This window comes from Brevundimonas sp. PAMC22021, assembly GCF_019443405.1.
Lineage (GTDB): Bacteria > Pseudomonadota > Alphaproteobacteria > Caulobacterales > Caulobacteraceae > Brevundimonas.
Genome location: NZ_CP080376.1, coordinates 270456 through 285735, shown reverse-complemented (window position 1 = coordinate 285735; position 15280 = coordinate 270456). Strand labels below are relative to the sequence as shown.

At 67.3% G+C, this 15280-nt stretch carries 12 protein-coding genes; 9 read left to right on the top strand and 3 right to left on the bottom strand.

Going from position 1 to position 15280, the window contains the following annotated elements; translation table 11 throughout:
• Position 1: 1 nt before the first annotated feature.
• Positions 2-3082 (top strand): efflux RND transporter permease subunit, encoded by a 3081-nt coding sequence (locus tag KY493_RS01330; protein WP_219897220.1) that lies wholly within the window; start codon positions 2-4, stop codon positions 3080-3082.
• Between the two features lie 77 nt (positions 3083-3159).
• On the opposite strand, the gene KY493_RS01325 is transcribed toward KY493_RS01330, so the two are convergent.
• Positions 3160-5784 carry a TonB-dependent receptor gene (locus KY493_RS01325; RefSeq protein WP_219897219.1) on the bottom strand — a complete coding sequence of 875 codons (2625 nt, stop codon included), beginning with the start codon at positions 5782-5784 and terminating at the stop codon, positions 3160-3162.
• Between the two features lie 214 nt (positions 5785-5998).
• Complete coding sequence (nhaA, locus tag KY493_RS01320; protein ID WP_219897218.1) at positions 5999-7234, bottom strand: Na+/H+ antiporter NhaA; 1236 nt, start codon at positions 7232-7234, stop codon at positions 5999-6001.
• A gap of 197 nt (positions 7235-7431) precedes the next feature.
• Here nhaA and KY493_RS01315 point away from each other — a divergent pair, with 197 nt between their 5' ends.
• The 4 genes from KY493_RS01315 to KY493_RS01300 all read left to right on the top strand — a co-directional run bounded on the left by KY493_RS01315 (position 7432) and on the right by KY493_RS01300 (position 10332).
• Complete coding sequence (locus KY493_RS01315; RefSeq protein WP_219897217.1) at positions 7432-8850, top strand: protein adenylyltransferase SelO; 1419 nt, start codon at positions 7432-7434, stop codon at positions 8848-8850.
• 118 nt (positions 8851-8968) lie between these two features.
• Positions 8969-9496, top strand: coding sequence for a DUF2975 domain-containing protein (locus KY493_RS01310; protein WP_219897216.1), 528 nt, complete (start codon positions 8969-8971; stop codon positions 9494-9496).
• Positions 9497-9508: 12 nt separating this feature from the next.
• Positions 9509-9754 (top strand): helix-turn-helix transcriptional regulator, encoded by a 246-nt coding sequence (locus tag KY493_RS01305; RefSeq protein ID WP_219897215.1) that lies wholly within the window; start codon positions 9509-9511, stop codon positions 9752-9754.
• A gap of 161 nt (positions 9755-9915) precedes the next feature.
• A complete protein-coding gene (locus tag KY493_RS01300) occupies positions 9916-10332 on the top strand; it encodes a DoxX family protein (RefSeq protein WP_219897214.1) in 417 nt (138 codons plus the stop codon).
• On the opposite strand, the gene KY493_RS01295 is transcribed toward KY493_RS01300, so the two are convergent.
• Positions 10295-10504, bottom strand: a complete 210-nt coding sequence (locus tag KY493_RS01295; RefSeq protein ID WP_219897213.1) for a DUF2256 domain-containing protein — start codon at positions 10502-10504, stop codon at positions 10295-10297. The genes KY493_RS01300 and KY493_RS01295 overlap by 38 nt on opposite strands.
• 51 nt (positions 10505-10555) lie before the next feature.
• Here KY493_RS01295 and KY493_RS01290 point away from each other — a divergent pair, with 51 nt between their 5' ends.
• The 4 genes from KY493_RS01290 to KY493_RS01275 all read left to right on the top strand — a co-directional run bounded on the left by KY493_RS01290 (position 10556) and on the right by KY493_RS01275 (position 15208).
• Positions 10556-11035 carry a MerR family DNA-binding transcriptional regulator gene (locus KY493_RS01290; protein ID WP_219897212.1) on the top strand — a complete coding sequence of 160 codons (480 nt, stop codon included), beginning with the start codon at positions 10556-10558 and terminating at the stop codon, positions 11033-11035.
• A 3-nt stretch (positions 11036-11038) separates the two neighbouring features.
• The gene (locus KY493_RS01285) at positions 11039-12823 is read left to right on the top strand and encodes an acyl-CoA dehydrogenase C-terminal domain-containing protein (RefSeq protein ID WP_219897211.1); all 1785 of its coding nucleotides are present in this window, start codon (positions 11039-11041) and stop codon (positions 12821-12823) included.
• A gap of 167 nt (positions 12824-12990) precedes the next feature.
• The gene (locus tag KY493_RS01280; RefSeq protein ID WP_219897210.1) at positions 12991-14154 is read left to right on the top strand and encodes an acyl-CoA dehydrogenase family protein; all 1164 of its coding nucleotides are present in this window, start codon (positions 12991-12993) and stop codon (positions 14152-14154) included.
• A gap of 220 nt (positions 14155-14374) precedes the next feature.
• Entirely contained in the window at positions 14375-15208 is an 834-nt protein-coding gene (locus KY493_RS01275) for a 16S rRNA (uracil(1498)-N(3))-methyltransferase (protein WP_219897209.1), read from the top strand.
• Positions 15209-15280 lie beyond the last annotated feature (72 nt).

Genomic DNA, 15280 nt, shown 5'->3' with positions numbered 1-15280 from the left:
CATGAACCAGATCTCGTCCTGGGCGATCAAGAACCCGATCCCGATCATTCTGCTGTTTGTTCTGCTGACCCTGGCCGGGATCGTCGGCTTCACCGGGATGCGGATCAACAACAACCCCGACATCGACTTTCCGCTGGTCGCCGTCACCGCCGCGCGACCCGGCGCGGCGCCGGCCGAGATGGAGGTCCAGGTCACGCGCCTGATCGAGGACTCCATCGCCGGCCTGTCGGGCGTGCGCCACATCTACTCCAACGTCAGCGACGGCGTGTCCTCGACCAGCATCGAGTTCGAGCTGGGCACCGACACCGAGCGCGCGACCAACGACGTGCGCAACGCCATGAGCGGCGTGCGCGCCTCCCTGCCCCAGGACATGCAGGAGCCGTCGGTCCAGCGCATCGACATCACCGGCGACGCCCTGATCACCTATGTGGTGCGCTCGCCCACGATGACGCCGGAAGAGATCAGCTGGTTCATCGACAACGAGATGAGCCGCGCCCTTCTGGCCATGGGCGGGGTCGGCGAGGTCAATCGCTCGGGCGGGGTCGATCGCGAAATCCGCGTCGAGCTCGATCCCCAGCGCCTGTCGGCCTTTGGCGTGACGGCCGCCCAGGTCAGCCAGGCCCTGACCAGCGTCAACAACAACCTGCCGGGCGGGCGCGTCACCGTGGCCGGCTCCGAGCGCGCCGTGCGCACCCTGGGCGCGGCCGGAACCGTCGAGCAGCTGCGCGAGACCCTGGTGCCGCTTGGCGACGGCCGCAACGTCCGGCTGGGCGATCTGGGCGTCGTGCAGGACAAATGGAGCGAGCCGCGCCGCCTGGCCCGCTACAACGGCCAGGAGGCGGTGACCTTCAACTTCCTGCGCTCGCGCGAGGCCAGCGAGGTCACCGTGGCCGAACGGGTGCGCGAAGAGGTCGCCCGCATCGACGAGGCCCACCCCGAGCTGACCATCGAACAGGTCACCTCCTCCGTGCAGTATATCGAGGAAAGCTATCTCGCCTCGTTGGAAGCCCTGGCCCTCGGCGCGATCCTGGCGGTCATCGTCGTCTTCATCTTCCTGCGTGACTGGCGCGCGACGGTGATTGCGGCGACGGCCATGCCGATGTCGCTGATCCCGACCTTCGCCGTGTTGGGGCCGATGGATCAGTCGCTGAATGTCGTGACGCTGCTGGCCCTGTCCCTGACCATCGGCATCCTGGTGGACGACGCGATCGTGGAGATCGAGAACATCGTCCGGCACATGCGCGACGGCAAGCCGCCCTATGACGCCGCCGTCGAGGCCGCCGACGAGATCGGCCTGGCGGTGGTGGCGACCACCGCGACCATTATCGCCGTGTTCGCGCCGGTCGGCTTCATGCCGGGCATCATCGGCCAGTTCTTCAAGGCCTTCGCCCTGGCCGCCTGCATCTCGGTGTTCTTCTCGCTGGTGGTGGCGCGGACCCTGACGCCGCTGATGGCGGCCTATATGCTCAAGCACAGCCAGCACGAGGACAAGGATCCCTTCTGGATGGGCGGCTATCTGCGCGCCCTGCGCTGGTCGCTGGGCAACCGTTGGAAAGTGTTCGCCTTTGGCGTGCTGTTCCTGGTCGGATCGATCTTCCTGTCGGTCGCCGCGAAGATGTCGTTCGAGTTCATGTCGCCCGGCGACGAGGCTCGCGCCGCCTTTCAGATCGAGACGCCCCCCGGCTCGACCCTGCGCCAGACCGACGACATCGTTCAGCAGGTCACGCGCCGTCTGGAGGCGCGACCCGAGGTCACGTCGGTCTACGCCGCTGTGGGCGGCCAGGACGTGAACCAGGCCAATGTCTATGCCGACATGGTGCCCAAGGAGGACCGCGAGCTGAGCCAGCAGGCCTTTGCCCGCGCCATGGTCGATGAGCTGAAGCAGATCCCCGGCGCCCGCATCCGGGCCGGCATCGCCCAGCAGGGCGGAGGACCCGGCGACGGCACCAGCTACACCTTCTCGATCCTGGGCGACGATCCGGCCACGCTGGAGGCTGCGGCCCGCAGGGTCGAGGCCGAGATGCGCGGCGTCCCCGGCCTGGCCAATGTGGTCAACACCGCCGCCATCGCCCGGCCTGAAATCCTGGTCCGGCCGCGTCCCGACGAAGCCGCGCTGGCCGGCGTTTCGGCCGGCGCCATCTCGCAGGCGGTGCGGGTCGCGACCATCGGCGACGTCGATCAGAACCTGCCCAAATACAACCTCGGCGACCGGCAGATCCCGATCCGGCTGCAGCTGACCGAGGAGGCCCGCGAGGACCTGACGGTGCTGGAGACCCTGCGCGTGCCGACCAGCAGCGGCGCGGCCGTTCCGCTCAGCGCCGTGGCGGACATCACCTTCGGGGCCGGACCGGCGACCGTCAGCCGCCAGGACCGTTCGCGCATCGCCTCCATCACCGCCGAGCTGGACGGGATCACCACCGGCGCGGCCGGCCAGGCGGTGCAGCGTCTTCCGTCCGTCCAGAACCTGCCGGCGGGCGTGCGCCAGACCCCGGCCGGCGACGCCGAGTTCATCCAGGAGATGATCACCGGCTTCGCCATCGCCTTCGCCTCGGGCATCCTGCTGATGTACGCGGTGCTGACGCTGCTGTTCAAAAGCTTCGCCTATCCGATCACCATCATGGCCGCCCTGCCCCTGGCCATCGGCGGCGCCTTTATCGCCCTGGTGATCGCCGGCGGCAGCTTCTCCATGTCGGCGCTGATCGGCGTACTGATGCTGATGGGAATCGCGGCCAAGAACTCCATCCTGCTGGTCGATTACGTGATCATCGCCGAGAAGGAAGGCATGCCCCGGTTCGACGCCATCATGGACGCGGCGCACAAGCGCGCCCGCCCCATCCTGATGACGACCTTCGCCATGGGCGCCGGCATGGTGCCGATCGCCATGGGCGTGGGCGCCGACGTCGAGTTCCGCTCGCCCATGGCCATTGCGGTGCTGGGCGGCCTGATCTCCTCGACCTTTCTGTCGCTGCTCTACATTCCGGCGATCTTCACCATCGTCGACGACTTCTCCCACTGGGTCCGGCGTCGCCTGGGCAAGCGGTTCGAGAACCAGCGCCGCGTGGCTCACGCTCCGGCGGAGTAGAGGTCCAGGCGTTCATCAACGAAAAAGCCCGGCTGGATCGCTCCAGCCGGGCTTCTTTTTTGCGTTCGCGGGATGGATCAGTAGCGGACCCGCAGCGTCACCCCATAGGTGCGCGGCTGGCCCAGATAGGCGTTGTAGGTGGCCGTGTCCGTGGCCGGATTGTAGAAGGTGCCGTCCGCCTGCGGCGTGGTGGTGTTGGTGAAGGCGGTGCCCTGCAGCGGCGCGGCGAAGCCCACCTGGGTGTAGTCCTCCTCCAGCAGGTTCTGCGCCCACACCTCCAGCGTCCAGTGCTCGTTCTCCGAACCCAGCATCAGCCGGCCGTTCACGACGGTGAAGTCGTCCTGGAACTTGTAGGGCAACAGGTCGGAGCCGGTGTTGTACTCGGTCGAGTATTTGGCCGACAGGTTGAAGCCGCCGCGCAGGCCGCGTCCGAAGCTGCGGTTGAAGTCCAGCGCGCCCGTCACCGACCATTCCGGTGCGAACGAGGCGCGCGCGCCGGGCAGCAGCGACAGCTGCGGGAAGCGGCCGGGGCTGGACAGGTCGCCCGCGCCGAACTCGCCGTACTTGGCGTCGGTGTAGGTCGCGCCGCCCTGGAAGGTCAGGCCCTCGATCGGCGCCAGCCAGATCAGGTCCATGTCCACGCCCTTGGACTCCAGCTCCGGGATCGACTCGACCACGAATGCGGTGCCCAGGAAGGTGTTCAGCTGGAAGTTCTCGAACCGCTGATCGAAGTAGGTGGCGTTGAACAGGACGCTGCGATTGAACAGCGTGGTCTTCAGGCCCAGCTCGTAGCTGTCGACGGTTTCGGCGGCGAAGAACAGGGAGGCGTCCGGCGTCACCCCCGTCTGCACCCGGTCCATGTTGTAGCCCGCGCCCTTGTAGCCGCGCGCGTACGAGCCATACAGCAGCCAGCCCTCCATCGGCTTCCACGCCGCCTTGATCGTGCCGGAGATGTTGGTGTCGTCGAACTCTTCGGAGATCCGTCGACCGTCATACAGCGGATTGGACCAGGGCAGGCAGATCAGGCCGAGGGCGGCGGCGGGGATGGCGATGGCGCCCGGCTGGCGGTTGGCGGCCGTCTGGCTGGCCAGGGCGCCGCCGCATTGCAGGCCATTGGTTCCCAGATTGTCCTGTAGCCCAAGCAGGCGCTTCTTGTCGTAGGTGGCGCGCAGGCCCGCCGTGATCTCGAACTGATCTGTGACGCGATAGGTGTTGTTGGTGAACACGGCGATCGATTCCGACCGCTGGCTGTAGTGATCCTGATAGGCCTTGCCGGGGGTGAAGACCGCGCCGAACTGCGTCGGGATGGCCGTGGGGCTCAGCACGCACACCGGCTGGCCCGCCACTGGCCCCGCCGTGCCGATCAGCAAGCCGCGAGGGTTGGTGAAGCAGCCCAGGCGATCCGGGCGCGGGCCGCCCGCAGCCGCCGGCACGCTGGCGGTCAGCAGGAACGAGGCGAAGGCGTTGTAGTCGGCGCCGAACACATAGCTGTCGTCGCGGTAGATGTTCTCGATGGTGCCAAAGCCGCCCACCAGCCAGTCGAACCGGTCCGACGTGCCGGCCAAGCGCATCTCGTGGGTCAGGTTGGTGACGCCGTAGCCGTTGGAGCCGTCATTGTCGCGGTGCAGGATGTCGGCGCCGGTGTAGTCGAGGTCCATGCCCTGCTGGAACGACCAGTCGCGGAACGAGCTGATCGAGGTCAGGGTCACGTCCGGACCGAAGTCGATGTTGGCCTCGGCCGACACGCCGAAGTCCTCGATCTCCTGCGGCGTTTCGCGGTTCGAATAGGCCGTGCGGCTATAGGGCAGCACGCCAAAGGTCGCGTTCGGCGGGCGCTGGCCCTCGCCGTTCGCCAGGGCGTTGATGAAGGGGTAGCTCTGCCCCGTGCGCACCTGCACCGCCGCGCAACAGAACTCCTCGCGCTTGGTGTAGTCGGCGATCAGCCGGACGGAGGCGCTGTCGTTGGGCAGGATCAGCAGCTGGCCCCGCGTGGTCCAGTAGTCCTGCGTCTGGTCCTCGGTCAGGGTGCGCGGGCCGTCGCCCAGGTCCACGTCATAGAAGCCTTCGCGCTCGCGCTTGGCCACGAACAGGCGGCCGGCGATCTGGTCGGTCAGCGGGCCGGTGACGGACGCCGATCCCCCAATCGCGCCATAGTTGCCTCCGGTCAGCTCGGCCTCGAAGCCGGGCTCGAACGAGGGCTGTTCGGTGATGATGTTGATCACGCCGGCCGAGGTGTTCTTGCCGAACAGCGTGCCTTGCGGGCCCTTCAGCACCTCGATGCGGTTCAGTTCGCCCAGATCGCCGAAGCCGACCGAGTTGCGCGAGCGATAGACCCCGTCGATGACCACGCCGACCGAGCTTTCGAGGCCGGGGTTGTCGCCCACGGTGCCCGCGCCCCGGATGCGCACGGTGGTGGACGCCTCGGACTGGGTCGAGGTCACCGTCAGGCCGGGCGTCAGGATCTGCAGGTCCTTGATGTCCTGCACGCCCGCGCCTTCCAGCAGCGCCTCCGACAGGGTGGTGACCACGATCGGCACCTCCTGCAGGCTTTGCTCGCGCTTCTGGGCGGTGACGATGATGTCGTCGACCGAGGCGGGCGCATCCTGATCCTGCGCGTGGGCGGCGCCCGCAAGGCCGAGGCCCAGGGTCGCGGCGCCGATCACGGCGGCGGACACGGAGTTGCAAAGAGAGTGGCGGCGCATGGGCGTCCTTCCCGGCTAGCTGGCCGGCCGCCGTCACCGGCGACGCAGCGTTTCCTGTTCCCGATCGACCCGCCTCTACGTGGAGGCGGATTCAGTACGGCGAGGCTACCCACGGATTCCCGCGAACGACAAGCGAGCGTCGTTCTCTGCGACCATTTTTCGCCACGATCCGCCTTTGTGTGACAAGGAAGCGACAGAAGAGCCTGACGTTAGGTCAATCTTTGCGCGTTGAGGCGCGCGCCTCCGCCGGAGCGGGGTCTTCGGCAGGCCGGGCGACACGGCGTCGCGCACCGAGACCAAGAACCAGCGCGGCGGCCAGCGCGGACAAGACCGAGCCGCCGATCACGCCCAGCTTGACCTCGATCTGCTCGGGCGAATCCACCGCGCCCGGGAAGGCCAGCACCCCGATGAACAGGCTCATGGTGAAGCCGACGCCGCACAGCAGCGCCACGCCGTAAACCTGAATCCAACTGGCCCCGCTGGGACGCGCGCCGATCCTCAGCGCCGAGGCCAGCCACGCCGCCCCGAACACCCCGACCTGCTTGCCCAGGAACAGCCCCAGGGCGACGGCGACCACCAGCGGCGCGAAGGCCTGTTCGAACGACAGGCCGGCGAACGACACCCCCGCCTTGGCGAAGGCGAACAGCGGCAGCACCAGAAAGGCGTTCCACGGGTGCAGGTCGTGCATCGCCTCCTTCAGCGGGCTCTGCCCGTCTTCGGCGCGCGGCTGGATCGGCACGATGGCGGCGAAGGCGACGGCCGTCAGCGAGGTCGAAAGACCGGACAGCACGGTTAGATACCAGACCAGCGCAAACCCCAGCACCCAGAAGGGGGCGGCGATCCGCATCCGCCGCGCGGCGACCGCTCCGACCGCCAACGCCCCGACCGCCCAGATCAATGGGGTCCAGTTCGTTCCTTCGCTGAACAGAAGGGCGATCAGGGCGATGGCGCCGAGATCGTCGACAATGGCCAGGGTCAGCAGGAACACCCTCAGAGACGAAGGCAGTCCCCGCCCGACGACGCCGAACACGGCCAGGGCAAAGGCGATGTCGGTGGCCAAGGGGATCGGCCATCCCCCGTGCGGGGCGCCGATCAGCGCGCTCAGCAGGAGATAGACGGCCGCCGGTCCGATCATGCCGCCCAGCGCCGCCAGCACCGGCGTGGCCAGCTTTCTGGGATCGCTCAGTTCGCCGCGCAGGATCTCGTATTTGATCTCCAGCCCGACCACGAGAAAGAAGACCGCCATCAGGCCTTCCTTGATCCAGTCGGAGATCGTCTCTTCCAGCCGGATCGGCCCGATCTGCAGCGCGTGCACGCTTTTCAGCCAGGCGAAGTAGTCGGCGGCCCACGGCGAGTTGGCGACGGCGAGCGCCGCCACGGCGGCCAGGCCCAGCGCCGCGCCCGAGGCGGCTTCGGTCTTTAGGAAATCAAGCGTCAGTGTTCGAGCCACGGCGGCCTCCGGATCAGGGAAAGCGTTTCGTGGCGTCAGGTTATCGACGGACGCCGGACCGGGTTCGCCGCGATTGCTCGCGACGCCGGCCTGGCCGGTCGAACCGGCCTGATCTCTGTGATGGAGAATACGGATCGAGGCCTCGGGGTTCAACCGCTCCGGTTGCGCATGGCCCGCATCGTCCGCATCTGCCGCCCATGCCCGTATCCTCCGCCTACCGCCCCGAACCGCGCTTCTTTGACCTGGGGGATGAATACGGCGACGCCGTGCGCGCGGCCGACTTCCCGCAGGCGACCCTGCGCTTTCGCAACGACCGCGCCGCGGGCGAGGTCGGGCTTGAGACGCTGAGCGACGCGGAATGGATCGACCACCTCGGCCGCTTCCAGCTTCTGCCCGGCCAGCCCGGCCCCATCGCCATGCGCTATCACGGGCACCAGTTCCGCTCGTACAATCCCGATCTCGGCGACGGACGCGGCTTTCTGGCGGCGCAGATGCGCGACGCCTCGGGCCGCTTGCTGGACCTTGGAACCAAGGGCTCGGGCCGCACGCCCTGGTCGCGTGGGGCCGACGGTCGGCTGACGCTGAAGGGCGGGGTTCGCGAGGTGCTGGCCGCGTCGATGCTGGAGGCGCAGGGCGTTCCGACCAGTCGCGCCTTTTCCCTGATCGAGACGGGCGAGGCGCTGGAGCGCGGCGACGAGCCGTCCCCCACCCGCTCGGCCGTGCTTGTTCGCCTGTCGCACAGCCACATCCGCTTCGGCACGTTTCAGCGCGCCGCCTATTTCGGTCGGCGCGATCAGATCGAGACCCTGGTCGAGCACATCCGCACCCTTTATCACCCGCACGTTCCGGCCGGCGACGCCCCGGCCCTGCTGACGGCGATCGTCGAGGCCTCGGCCCGGCTCACCGCCCGCTGGATCGCCACGGGCTTTGTTCACGGGGTCCTGAACACCGACAATCTGAACGTCACGGGCGAGAGCTTCGACTACGGTCCGTGGCGCTTTCTGCCGTTTTACGAGCCCGGCTTCACCGCGGCCTATTTCGACCAGACCGGCCTTTACGCCTTTGCCCGTCAGCCGGAGGCGGTGTTCTGGAACCTGACGCAGCTGGCCGGCTGTCTGAAGCTGGTCGCCGATGTCGAGCCGCTGACCGAGGCGCTGAACGGCTTTGGCGCGGCCTACATCCGCGAACTGCGCACGGCCTTTCTGATGCGGCTGGGGGTGAAGAGCCTGGGCGAGGCGGCGGACCAGCGGCTCTTGGACGCGACCCTGGCCCTGCTGCGCGAAGGCGGTGAAGCCCTGCGGTGGGAGCCGCTGTTCTTTGACTGGTTCGCCGGCTTCTCCTCCTCGGCACGGGCGCTCGCAGGGCCGCGCAAGGCGCTCTATCAGGGCGAGGCCATCGACGCCTTCCGCTTCGCCCTGTTCGAGCACGAGCCGGATGCGCCTGAGCGGCTCGAGCATCCCGTCTTCGCCCGGCCCGAGCCCGAAGAGATGCTGATCGACGAGGTCGAGGCGATCTGGACCGCCATCGAGGCCTCCGACGACTGGGCGCCCTTCCACGACAAGCTCCGGCGGATCGAAGAGGCGCGGCTGGCCTACAGCGTCGCCCCAGCCCGATAGGAGTCTTACGAAAGCTTCATCTCGATTATCGATATTTCATTTGTTCGACAGTCGATATGGCCATATCGATATTCGCAACACAGCCGCAGCGGGCGGCGGATGCGAGGAGGGATATCGGATGAAGCTGATCGGGAAACGCTCGGTCTCCAGCGTGCTGCGCTGGTTTCTGGGGCTGGCGAATGTCTTTGTGGCTCTGGCGACGGTGATTGTGGGGCTTGTGCTAGTCGCCTCGGTCGTGATCCCGGACTTCGGAGCCGGATTGATCGACGGGCTGAGGGACGAAGCGCCGTCCGGAGAGCGCCCGGTCGTCTTCGCCGAACATCTGACGCTGCTGGGTGGTTTCTTCGCCTGCGGCTTCACCTGGTGGATCATCAATCGCCTGCGCCGGGTCCTGCTGTCGGTAAACCGGGGCGATGCGTTCGAGCACGCCAACGTCAACCGGCTTCGCGCCGTGGGCGTCGGCCTGATCGGCATCCAGCTGACCGCCCTGCTGCTGGCGATGGTGGCGCCGGGCGCCATTGGCCAGTCGGTCGGAGACTACGATTTCAGCCTGGGCTCGTGGCTGGGCATCCTGGTGGTCTTCATCCTGGCCGAGGTGTTCCGGCAGGGCGCGGACATGCGCGACGAACAGCTGACGTTGGTCTGAGGAGCAAGCGCCATGATCATGATCCAGCTTGACCGCCTGCTGCTCGAGCGCCGCATGTCCCTGACCGACCTGTCCGACCGCGTCGGCGTGACCCTGCCGAACCTGTCGATCCTGAAGACCGGAAAGGCCCGGGCGGTGCGCTTTTCGACCCTGGACGCCCTGTGCCGAGAGCTGGACTGCCAGCCCGGCGAGCTGATCGTCCAGGTTCCCGGTCCGCAGCCCAGGGATGCAGAAGAGAGCCTCTCCCTGAGCCGCTGAAACACTTTGTCATCGATTGATGACCTTCAGCATGTCAACGCTCGATGACAAATCACAAAACCTTTGCTATACCACCCTTGCGAAGCGGCGATGTCGATCCGATATCGCCGCTGTTGCAGATCACCTCTTTCGCGGCCCAGGCGGTCGCCGGACGTCCTCCCATGACCACCACGACCTTCTCCCCCGCTCGCGCCCGGCTCGACGCTAATGTGCGAAATCTCGCGCTCTGGACCTTTCAGGGTTGGCTGGCGATGTTCTTTATCGCCGCCGGTTGGGCCAAAGTGTCCGAGCCGATGACCAATCTGGTGACGCTGATGGGCTGGCCCGCCTTCGCGCCCGAGAACCTGGTGCGCGGGCTGGGCGTGGCGGAGATGGTTCTGGCGCTGGGCGTGCTGACACCGCTCATCTCCTGGCGGCTGTTCCGGCCGGCCCTGCTGACCTCCGCCTTCGGCCTGATGGTGCTGGAAGCCGCCATGCTTGGCGTTCACGCGTTCGGACGCGACATCGGCCTGTCGGTCGTGAACCTGCTGCTGCTCGCCATCACAATCCCCGTGCTGCTGGGCCGTCGCCGGGGCTGAGCCGCGCCGAGCGGCAGCGATCGGAGCAGGTCTTCACCTGCTCCCAGTCTCGCGCCCACTTCTTGCGCCAGGTGAACGGGCGGCCGCAGACCTCGCAGGGCTTGGTCGGCAGGTCGCCCTTTTTCACGCCCGCAATACCTCTGTGGGCGCCGTTGACGTGCTTGACGGCCATGGCTCGTGAAAAACCTTCCCTTTACGTGCGCGTCAAGTTATTGAGGCGGTCATGGCGACCGCCGACGATCATCGCACCTATTCGATCCGCCAGCTGTGCCGCGAGTTCGACGCGACCGCGCGCGCCCTGCGGTTCTATGAGGACAAAGGGCTTCTGACCCCCGCCCGCAAGGGCCAGACCCGCGTCTACAACGCGCGCGACCGCGCGCGGCTGAAGCTGATCCTGAGGGGGCGCCGCATCGGCTTCACCTTGCAGGAGATCCAGGAGATGCTGGATCTGTATGACCGCAAGGACCACAACACCCATCAGATGGCGATCGCCCTGCGCCGCCACCGCGCCCAGATCGAGACGCTGAAGCAGCAGCTCGAGGACATCGAGGGCGCCATCCAGACCGCCGAGGACGCCTGCGCCTGGATGGAGTCCAAGCTGGGCGAGCACCGTCCGGACCTGCTGCCGGGCGCCGAGGATTACGAGCAGGTGCTGCGCGCCCGGCTCAACCACGACTACCACCCCTTCAAAGCGAGAGCGTAACCGATGGCCTACACGGCGCCCGTCCGCGACTTCACCTTCATCCTCAACGAAGTGCTGGAGATCGACCGCCACGCCAACCAGCCGGGCTTCGAGGACGTCTCCTCCGACCTGGTCGGCCAGATCCTGGAAGAAGGCGCCAAGTTCGCCGAGGAAGTCATCGCCCCGATCAACCGGGTCGGCGATCAGGAAGGCTGCAAGCTGTCCGACGGCGGCGTGGTCACCGGCCCGACCGGCTGGAAGGAAGCCTATCAGCAGATGGTGGAGGCCGGCTGGCCCGCGCTGTCGGCCCACACCGAGTTCGGAGGCCAGGGCATGCCGGCGGTGATCGGCATGGCGTTCGGCCAGATGACAGCCGCGGCCTCGGCCGCCTTTTCGATGTATCCGGGCCTGACGGCGGGCGCCTATGCGGGCATCCACGCCAACGGCTCTGACGAACTGAAGGCAAAATACCTGCCCAAGATGGCCACCGGCGAGTGGGGCGGGACCATGAACCTGACCGAGCCCCAGTGCGGCACCGACCTGGGCATGGTGCGCACCAAGGCGGTTCCGAACGGCGACGGCTCCTATTCGATCACCGGCCAGAAGATCTGGATCTCGGCGGGCGAGCACGACTTCACCGACAACATCATCCACACGGTGCTGGCCCGCGTCGAGGGCGCGCCGGCCGGCATCAAGGGCCTGTCGCTGTTCGTGGTGCCCAAGGTGCTGGTCAACGAGGACGGCTCGCTCGGCGAGCGCAACGGCGTGGTCTGCGCCGGCCTCGAGCACAAGATGGGCATCCACGGCAACGCCACCTGCGTCATGGCCTATGACAACGCCACCGGCTGGCTGGTCGGCGAAGAAGGCCGGGGCATGAACAACATGTTCGTGGTCATGAACGAGGCGCGCCTGGGCACCGGCCTGCAGGGGCTGGCCATCGGCACCGCCGCCTATCAGGCCGCCGTCGAGTTCGCCAAGGACCGCATCCAGGGCCGCAGCCTGACGGGACCGAAGAACCCCGACCAGGCCGCCGATGCGATCATCGTCCACCCGGACGTCCGCCGCATGCTGCTGGAGGGCAAGGCGTTCGTGGAAGGCGGCCAGGCGCTGGTGCTGTGGACCGCGCTTCAGGCCGACCTGCAGGGCTCGGCGGACGAAGCGACCGCCACCAGGGCCAAGGATTACATGGGTCTGATCACCCCGGTGGTGAAGGCGTACCTGACCGACAAGGGCTTCCATGTCGCGTCCCTGGCCATGCAGGTGCACGGCGGCTCGGGCTACACCGAGCACTTCCCGGCCTCGCAGTACCTGCGCGACGCCCGCATCACCATGATCTACGAAGGCACCAACGGCATCCAGGCGCTGGACCTGGTGGGCAGGAAGCTGCCGGCCCAGGGCGGCCGGGCCATCATGACCTGGTTCTCCGACATCGACGCCTTTGTGGCCGAGAACGGCGCGGACGGTCCGATCAAGCCCTTCGTCGACGGCCTGGCCGACGCCAAGAAGAAGCTGCAGGAGGCCACCATGTGGCTGATGCAGAACGGCATGGCCAATCCGGACAACGCGGGCGCGGCCTCGACCGACTACCTCAACATCTTCGGCGTCACGGCCCTGGCCTATATGTGGGCGCAGATGGCTAAGGCGGCGCAAGCCCAGGTTGATGCGGGCGCGACCGATCCCTTCTACGCCAACAAGCTGATGACCGGCCGCTACTTCGTCGAGCGCATCCTGCCCGACGCCGGCGCGCACCTGAAGAAGCTGAAGACCGGCGCCGACGTCCTGATGCAGATGCCGGCCGAGGCGTTCTAGAGCTCAACTCTCCTCCCCATCGCTGCGCGATGGGGAGGTGGATCGGCGGCTCAGCCGCCGAGACGGAGGGGCGAACCTCCTCCCAAGCTCAAGAGAGAGGCGGCCCCAACCCCTCCACCACTTCGTGGTCCCCCTCCCCATCGCGGGCGATGGGGAGGAGAAAGCAGATGAACGTCCTCAACAGCCCCGATCCCGACTTCATGCAGGACGAGGAGATCACCCTCTTCTCCGACAGCGTCGGCCGCTGGATCGACGAGCACGCGCCGCTGGAGAAGGTGCAGCAGTGGATCGCCGACTCTTCCGTGCCCCGTAGCCTGTGGAACGCGGCGGGCGAGGCGGGTCTGCTGGGCGTCTCCATCCCCGAGGCGGACGGCGGCATGGGCGGCGACTATCGCCACGAGGTGGTGCTGATGCGCCAGCTGGGCTGGAAGGGCGCGGACCATTTCGGCCTGTCGCTGCACAACGCCATCGTCGCCCCCTACATCTGGCACTACGGCACCGAGGAGCAGAAGCAGCGCTGGCTGCCGCGCCTGGCCTCGGGCGAACTGGTCGGCGCCATCGCCATGACGGAGCCGGGCGCCGGCTCGGACCTGCAGGGGGTCAAGACCACGGCCGTCAAAGGCGGCAACGGCTATGTGGTGAACGGCTCCAAGACCTTCATCACCAACGGCCAGTTGGCCAACTTCATCATCGTGGTGGCCAAGACCGACCCGGCCGAAGGCGCGCGCGGCACCTCCCTGATCGTGGTCGAGACGGATGGTGCGGAGGGCTTCGAGCGCGGCCGCAACCTGCACAAGATCGGCATGGAGGCCAACGACACCTCCGAGCTGTTCTTCAACGACGTCCAGGTCCCGGCCGACAACATCATCGGCGGGGTCGAAGGCCAGGGCTTTGTCCAGCTTATGCAGCAGCTGCCGCAGGAACGGCTGAACATCGCGGTCCAGGGCGTCGCCGCCGCCGAGCGGGGTCTCGAGCACACCCTGGCCTACGTCAAGGAACGCCGGGCCTTCGGCAAGCGCGTGCTCGATTTCCAGAACACCCAGTTCAAGCTGGCCGAGGTCAAGACCAAGCTGACGGTGGCCAAGGTCTTCGTCGATCACTGCATCGGTCTGCACCTGAAGGGTCAGCTGGACGCCGCCACCGCCTCCATGGCCAAATACTGGGTCACCGACATCCAGGGCGAGACGCTGGACGAGATGCTGCAGCTGCACGGCGGCTACGGCTACATGACCGAATACCCGATCGCCCAGCTCTACAAGGACGCCCGCGTCCAACGCATCTACGGCGGCACCAACGAGATCATGAAGCTGTTGATCGCGCGGACGTTGTAGCGTCGCGTCGCAGGATCACAGGTGGTCGCATGCGGTCTCGCATCGAAGTCACCTCACGTTTACAATCGCTCTATGGCTACAGTGAAGAAGGGCATGCTGACGCCTCCCACCGAATGGTGGAAGCATCTCCGTTGGGCGAAACGTGCCTTCTGGAAAGGCGAGCGTCAGGCTTCCAAGAAGGCTGCTGCCAAGAGCGCCCAAGAGCGGTAAGCGGGATCGCATGATCCGCCTCCACGTCACATCCGATCTGTCCCCCGGCGCGGCCGTCGCGCCGACGCTCGACCAGTCCCGCTATCTGACTCAGGTGATGCGGCTGAAGGCGGGCGACGATCTGCTCGTCTTCAACGGTCGTGACGGCGAATGGCGCGCCTCGGTGGCCGAGGTGCTGAAGAAGGGCGTGATCCTGCGGGCGGAGGAGCGGGTGCGGCCGCAAACCCATGGCCCCGACCTCGAGCTGATCGTGGCGGTGGTGAAGAAGGCCCGCGTCGAGACCATCGTCGAGAAAGCAGCCGAGCTGGGGGCGCGACGGGTTCGGCTGGCGATCACCGCCCGCACCAACACCGACCGCATCCGCCTGGATCGGCTGGACGCCATTGCCGAGGAGGCGGCCGAGCAGACCGGGCGCCTGGACGTGCCCCCCGTCGACGATCCGCAAAAGCTCGACGGCATTCTGGACGGTTGGGATCCCGCCCGTCGTCTGATGTTCTGTGACGAGACCGGCGGCAGCCCGGCGATCACCGCACTCACTCCTCCCCCTTTGGGGGAGGGGGACCCTGCGCAGCCGGGTGGAGGGGGTCAGCCGCAGCCACCGACGCTTGCAGGCTCCCCCTCCACCGCTTCGCGGTCCCCCTCCCCCAGGGGGGGAGGATCTTCAGGCCCCTGGGCCATTCTGATCGGTCCCGAAGGCGGCTTTTCGCCGGAGGAGCGCGAGCGGCTGCGAGCCTTGCCGTTCACCACCGCCGTGTCTCTGGGGCCGCGCATCCTGCGGGCCGACACCGCCGCCATCGCCGCCATGACCCTGTGGCAGGCGGCGGCCGGCGACTGGGACCGGTGACAATTCCTGCGCGGGATAGAACTGCGCCCTTGAGCGTTGCGGTTCGGTCGCCCATCTAGCCGCGACACCTGA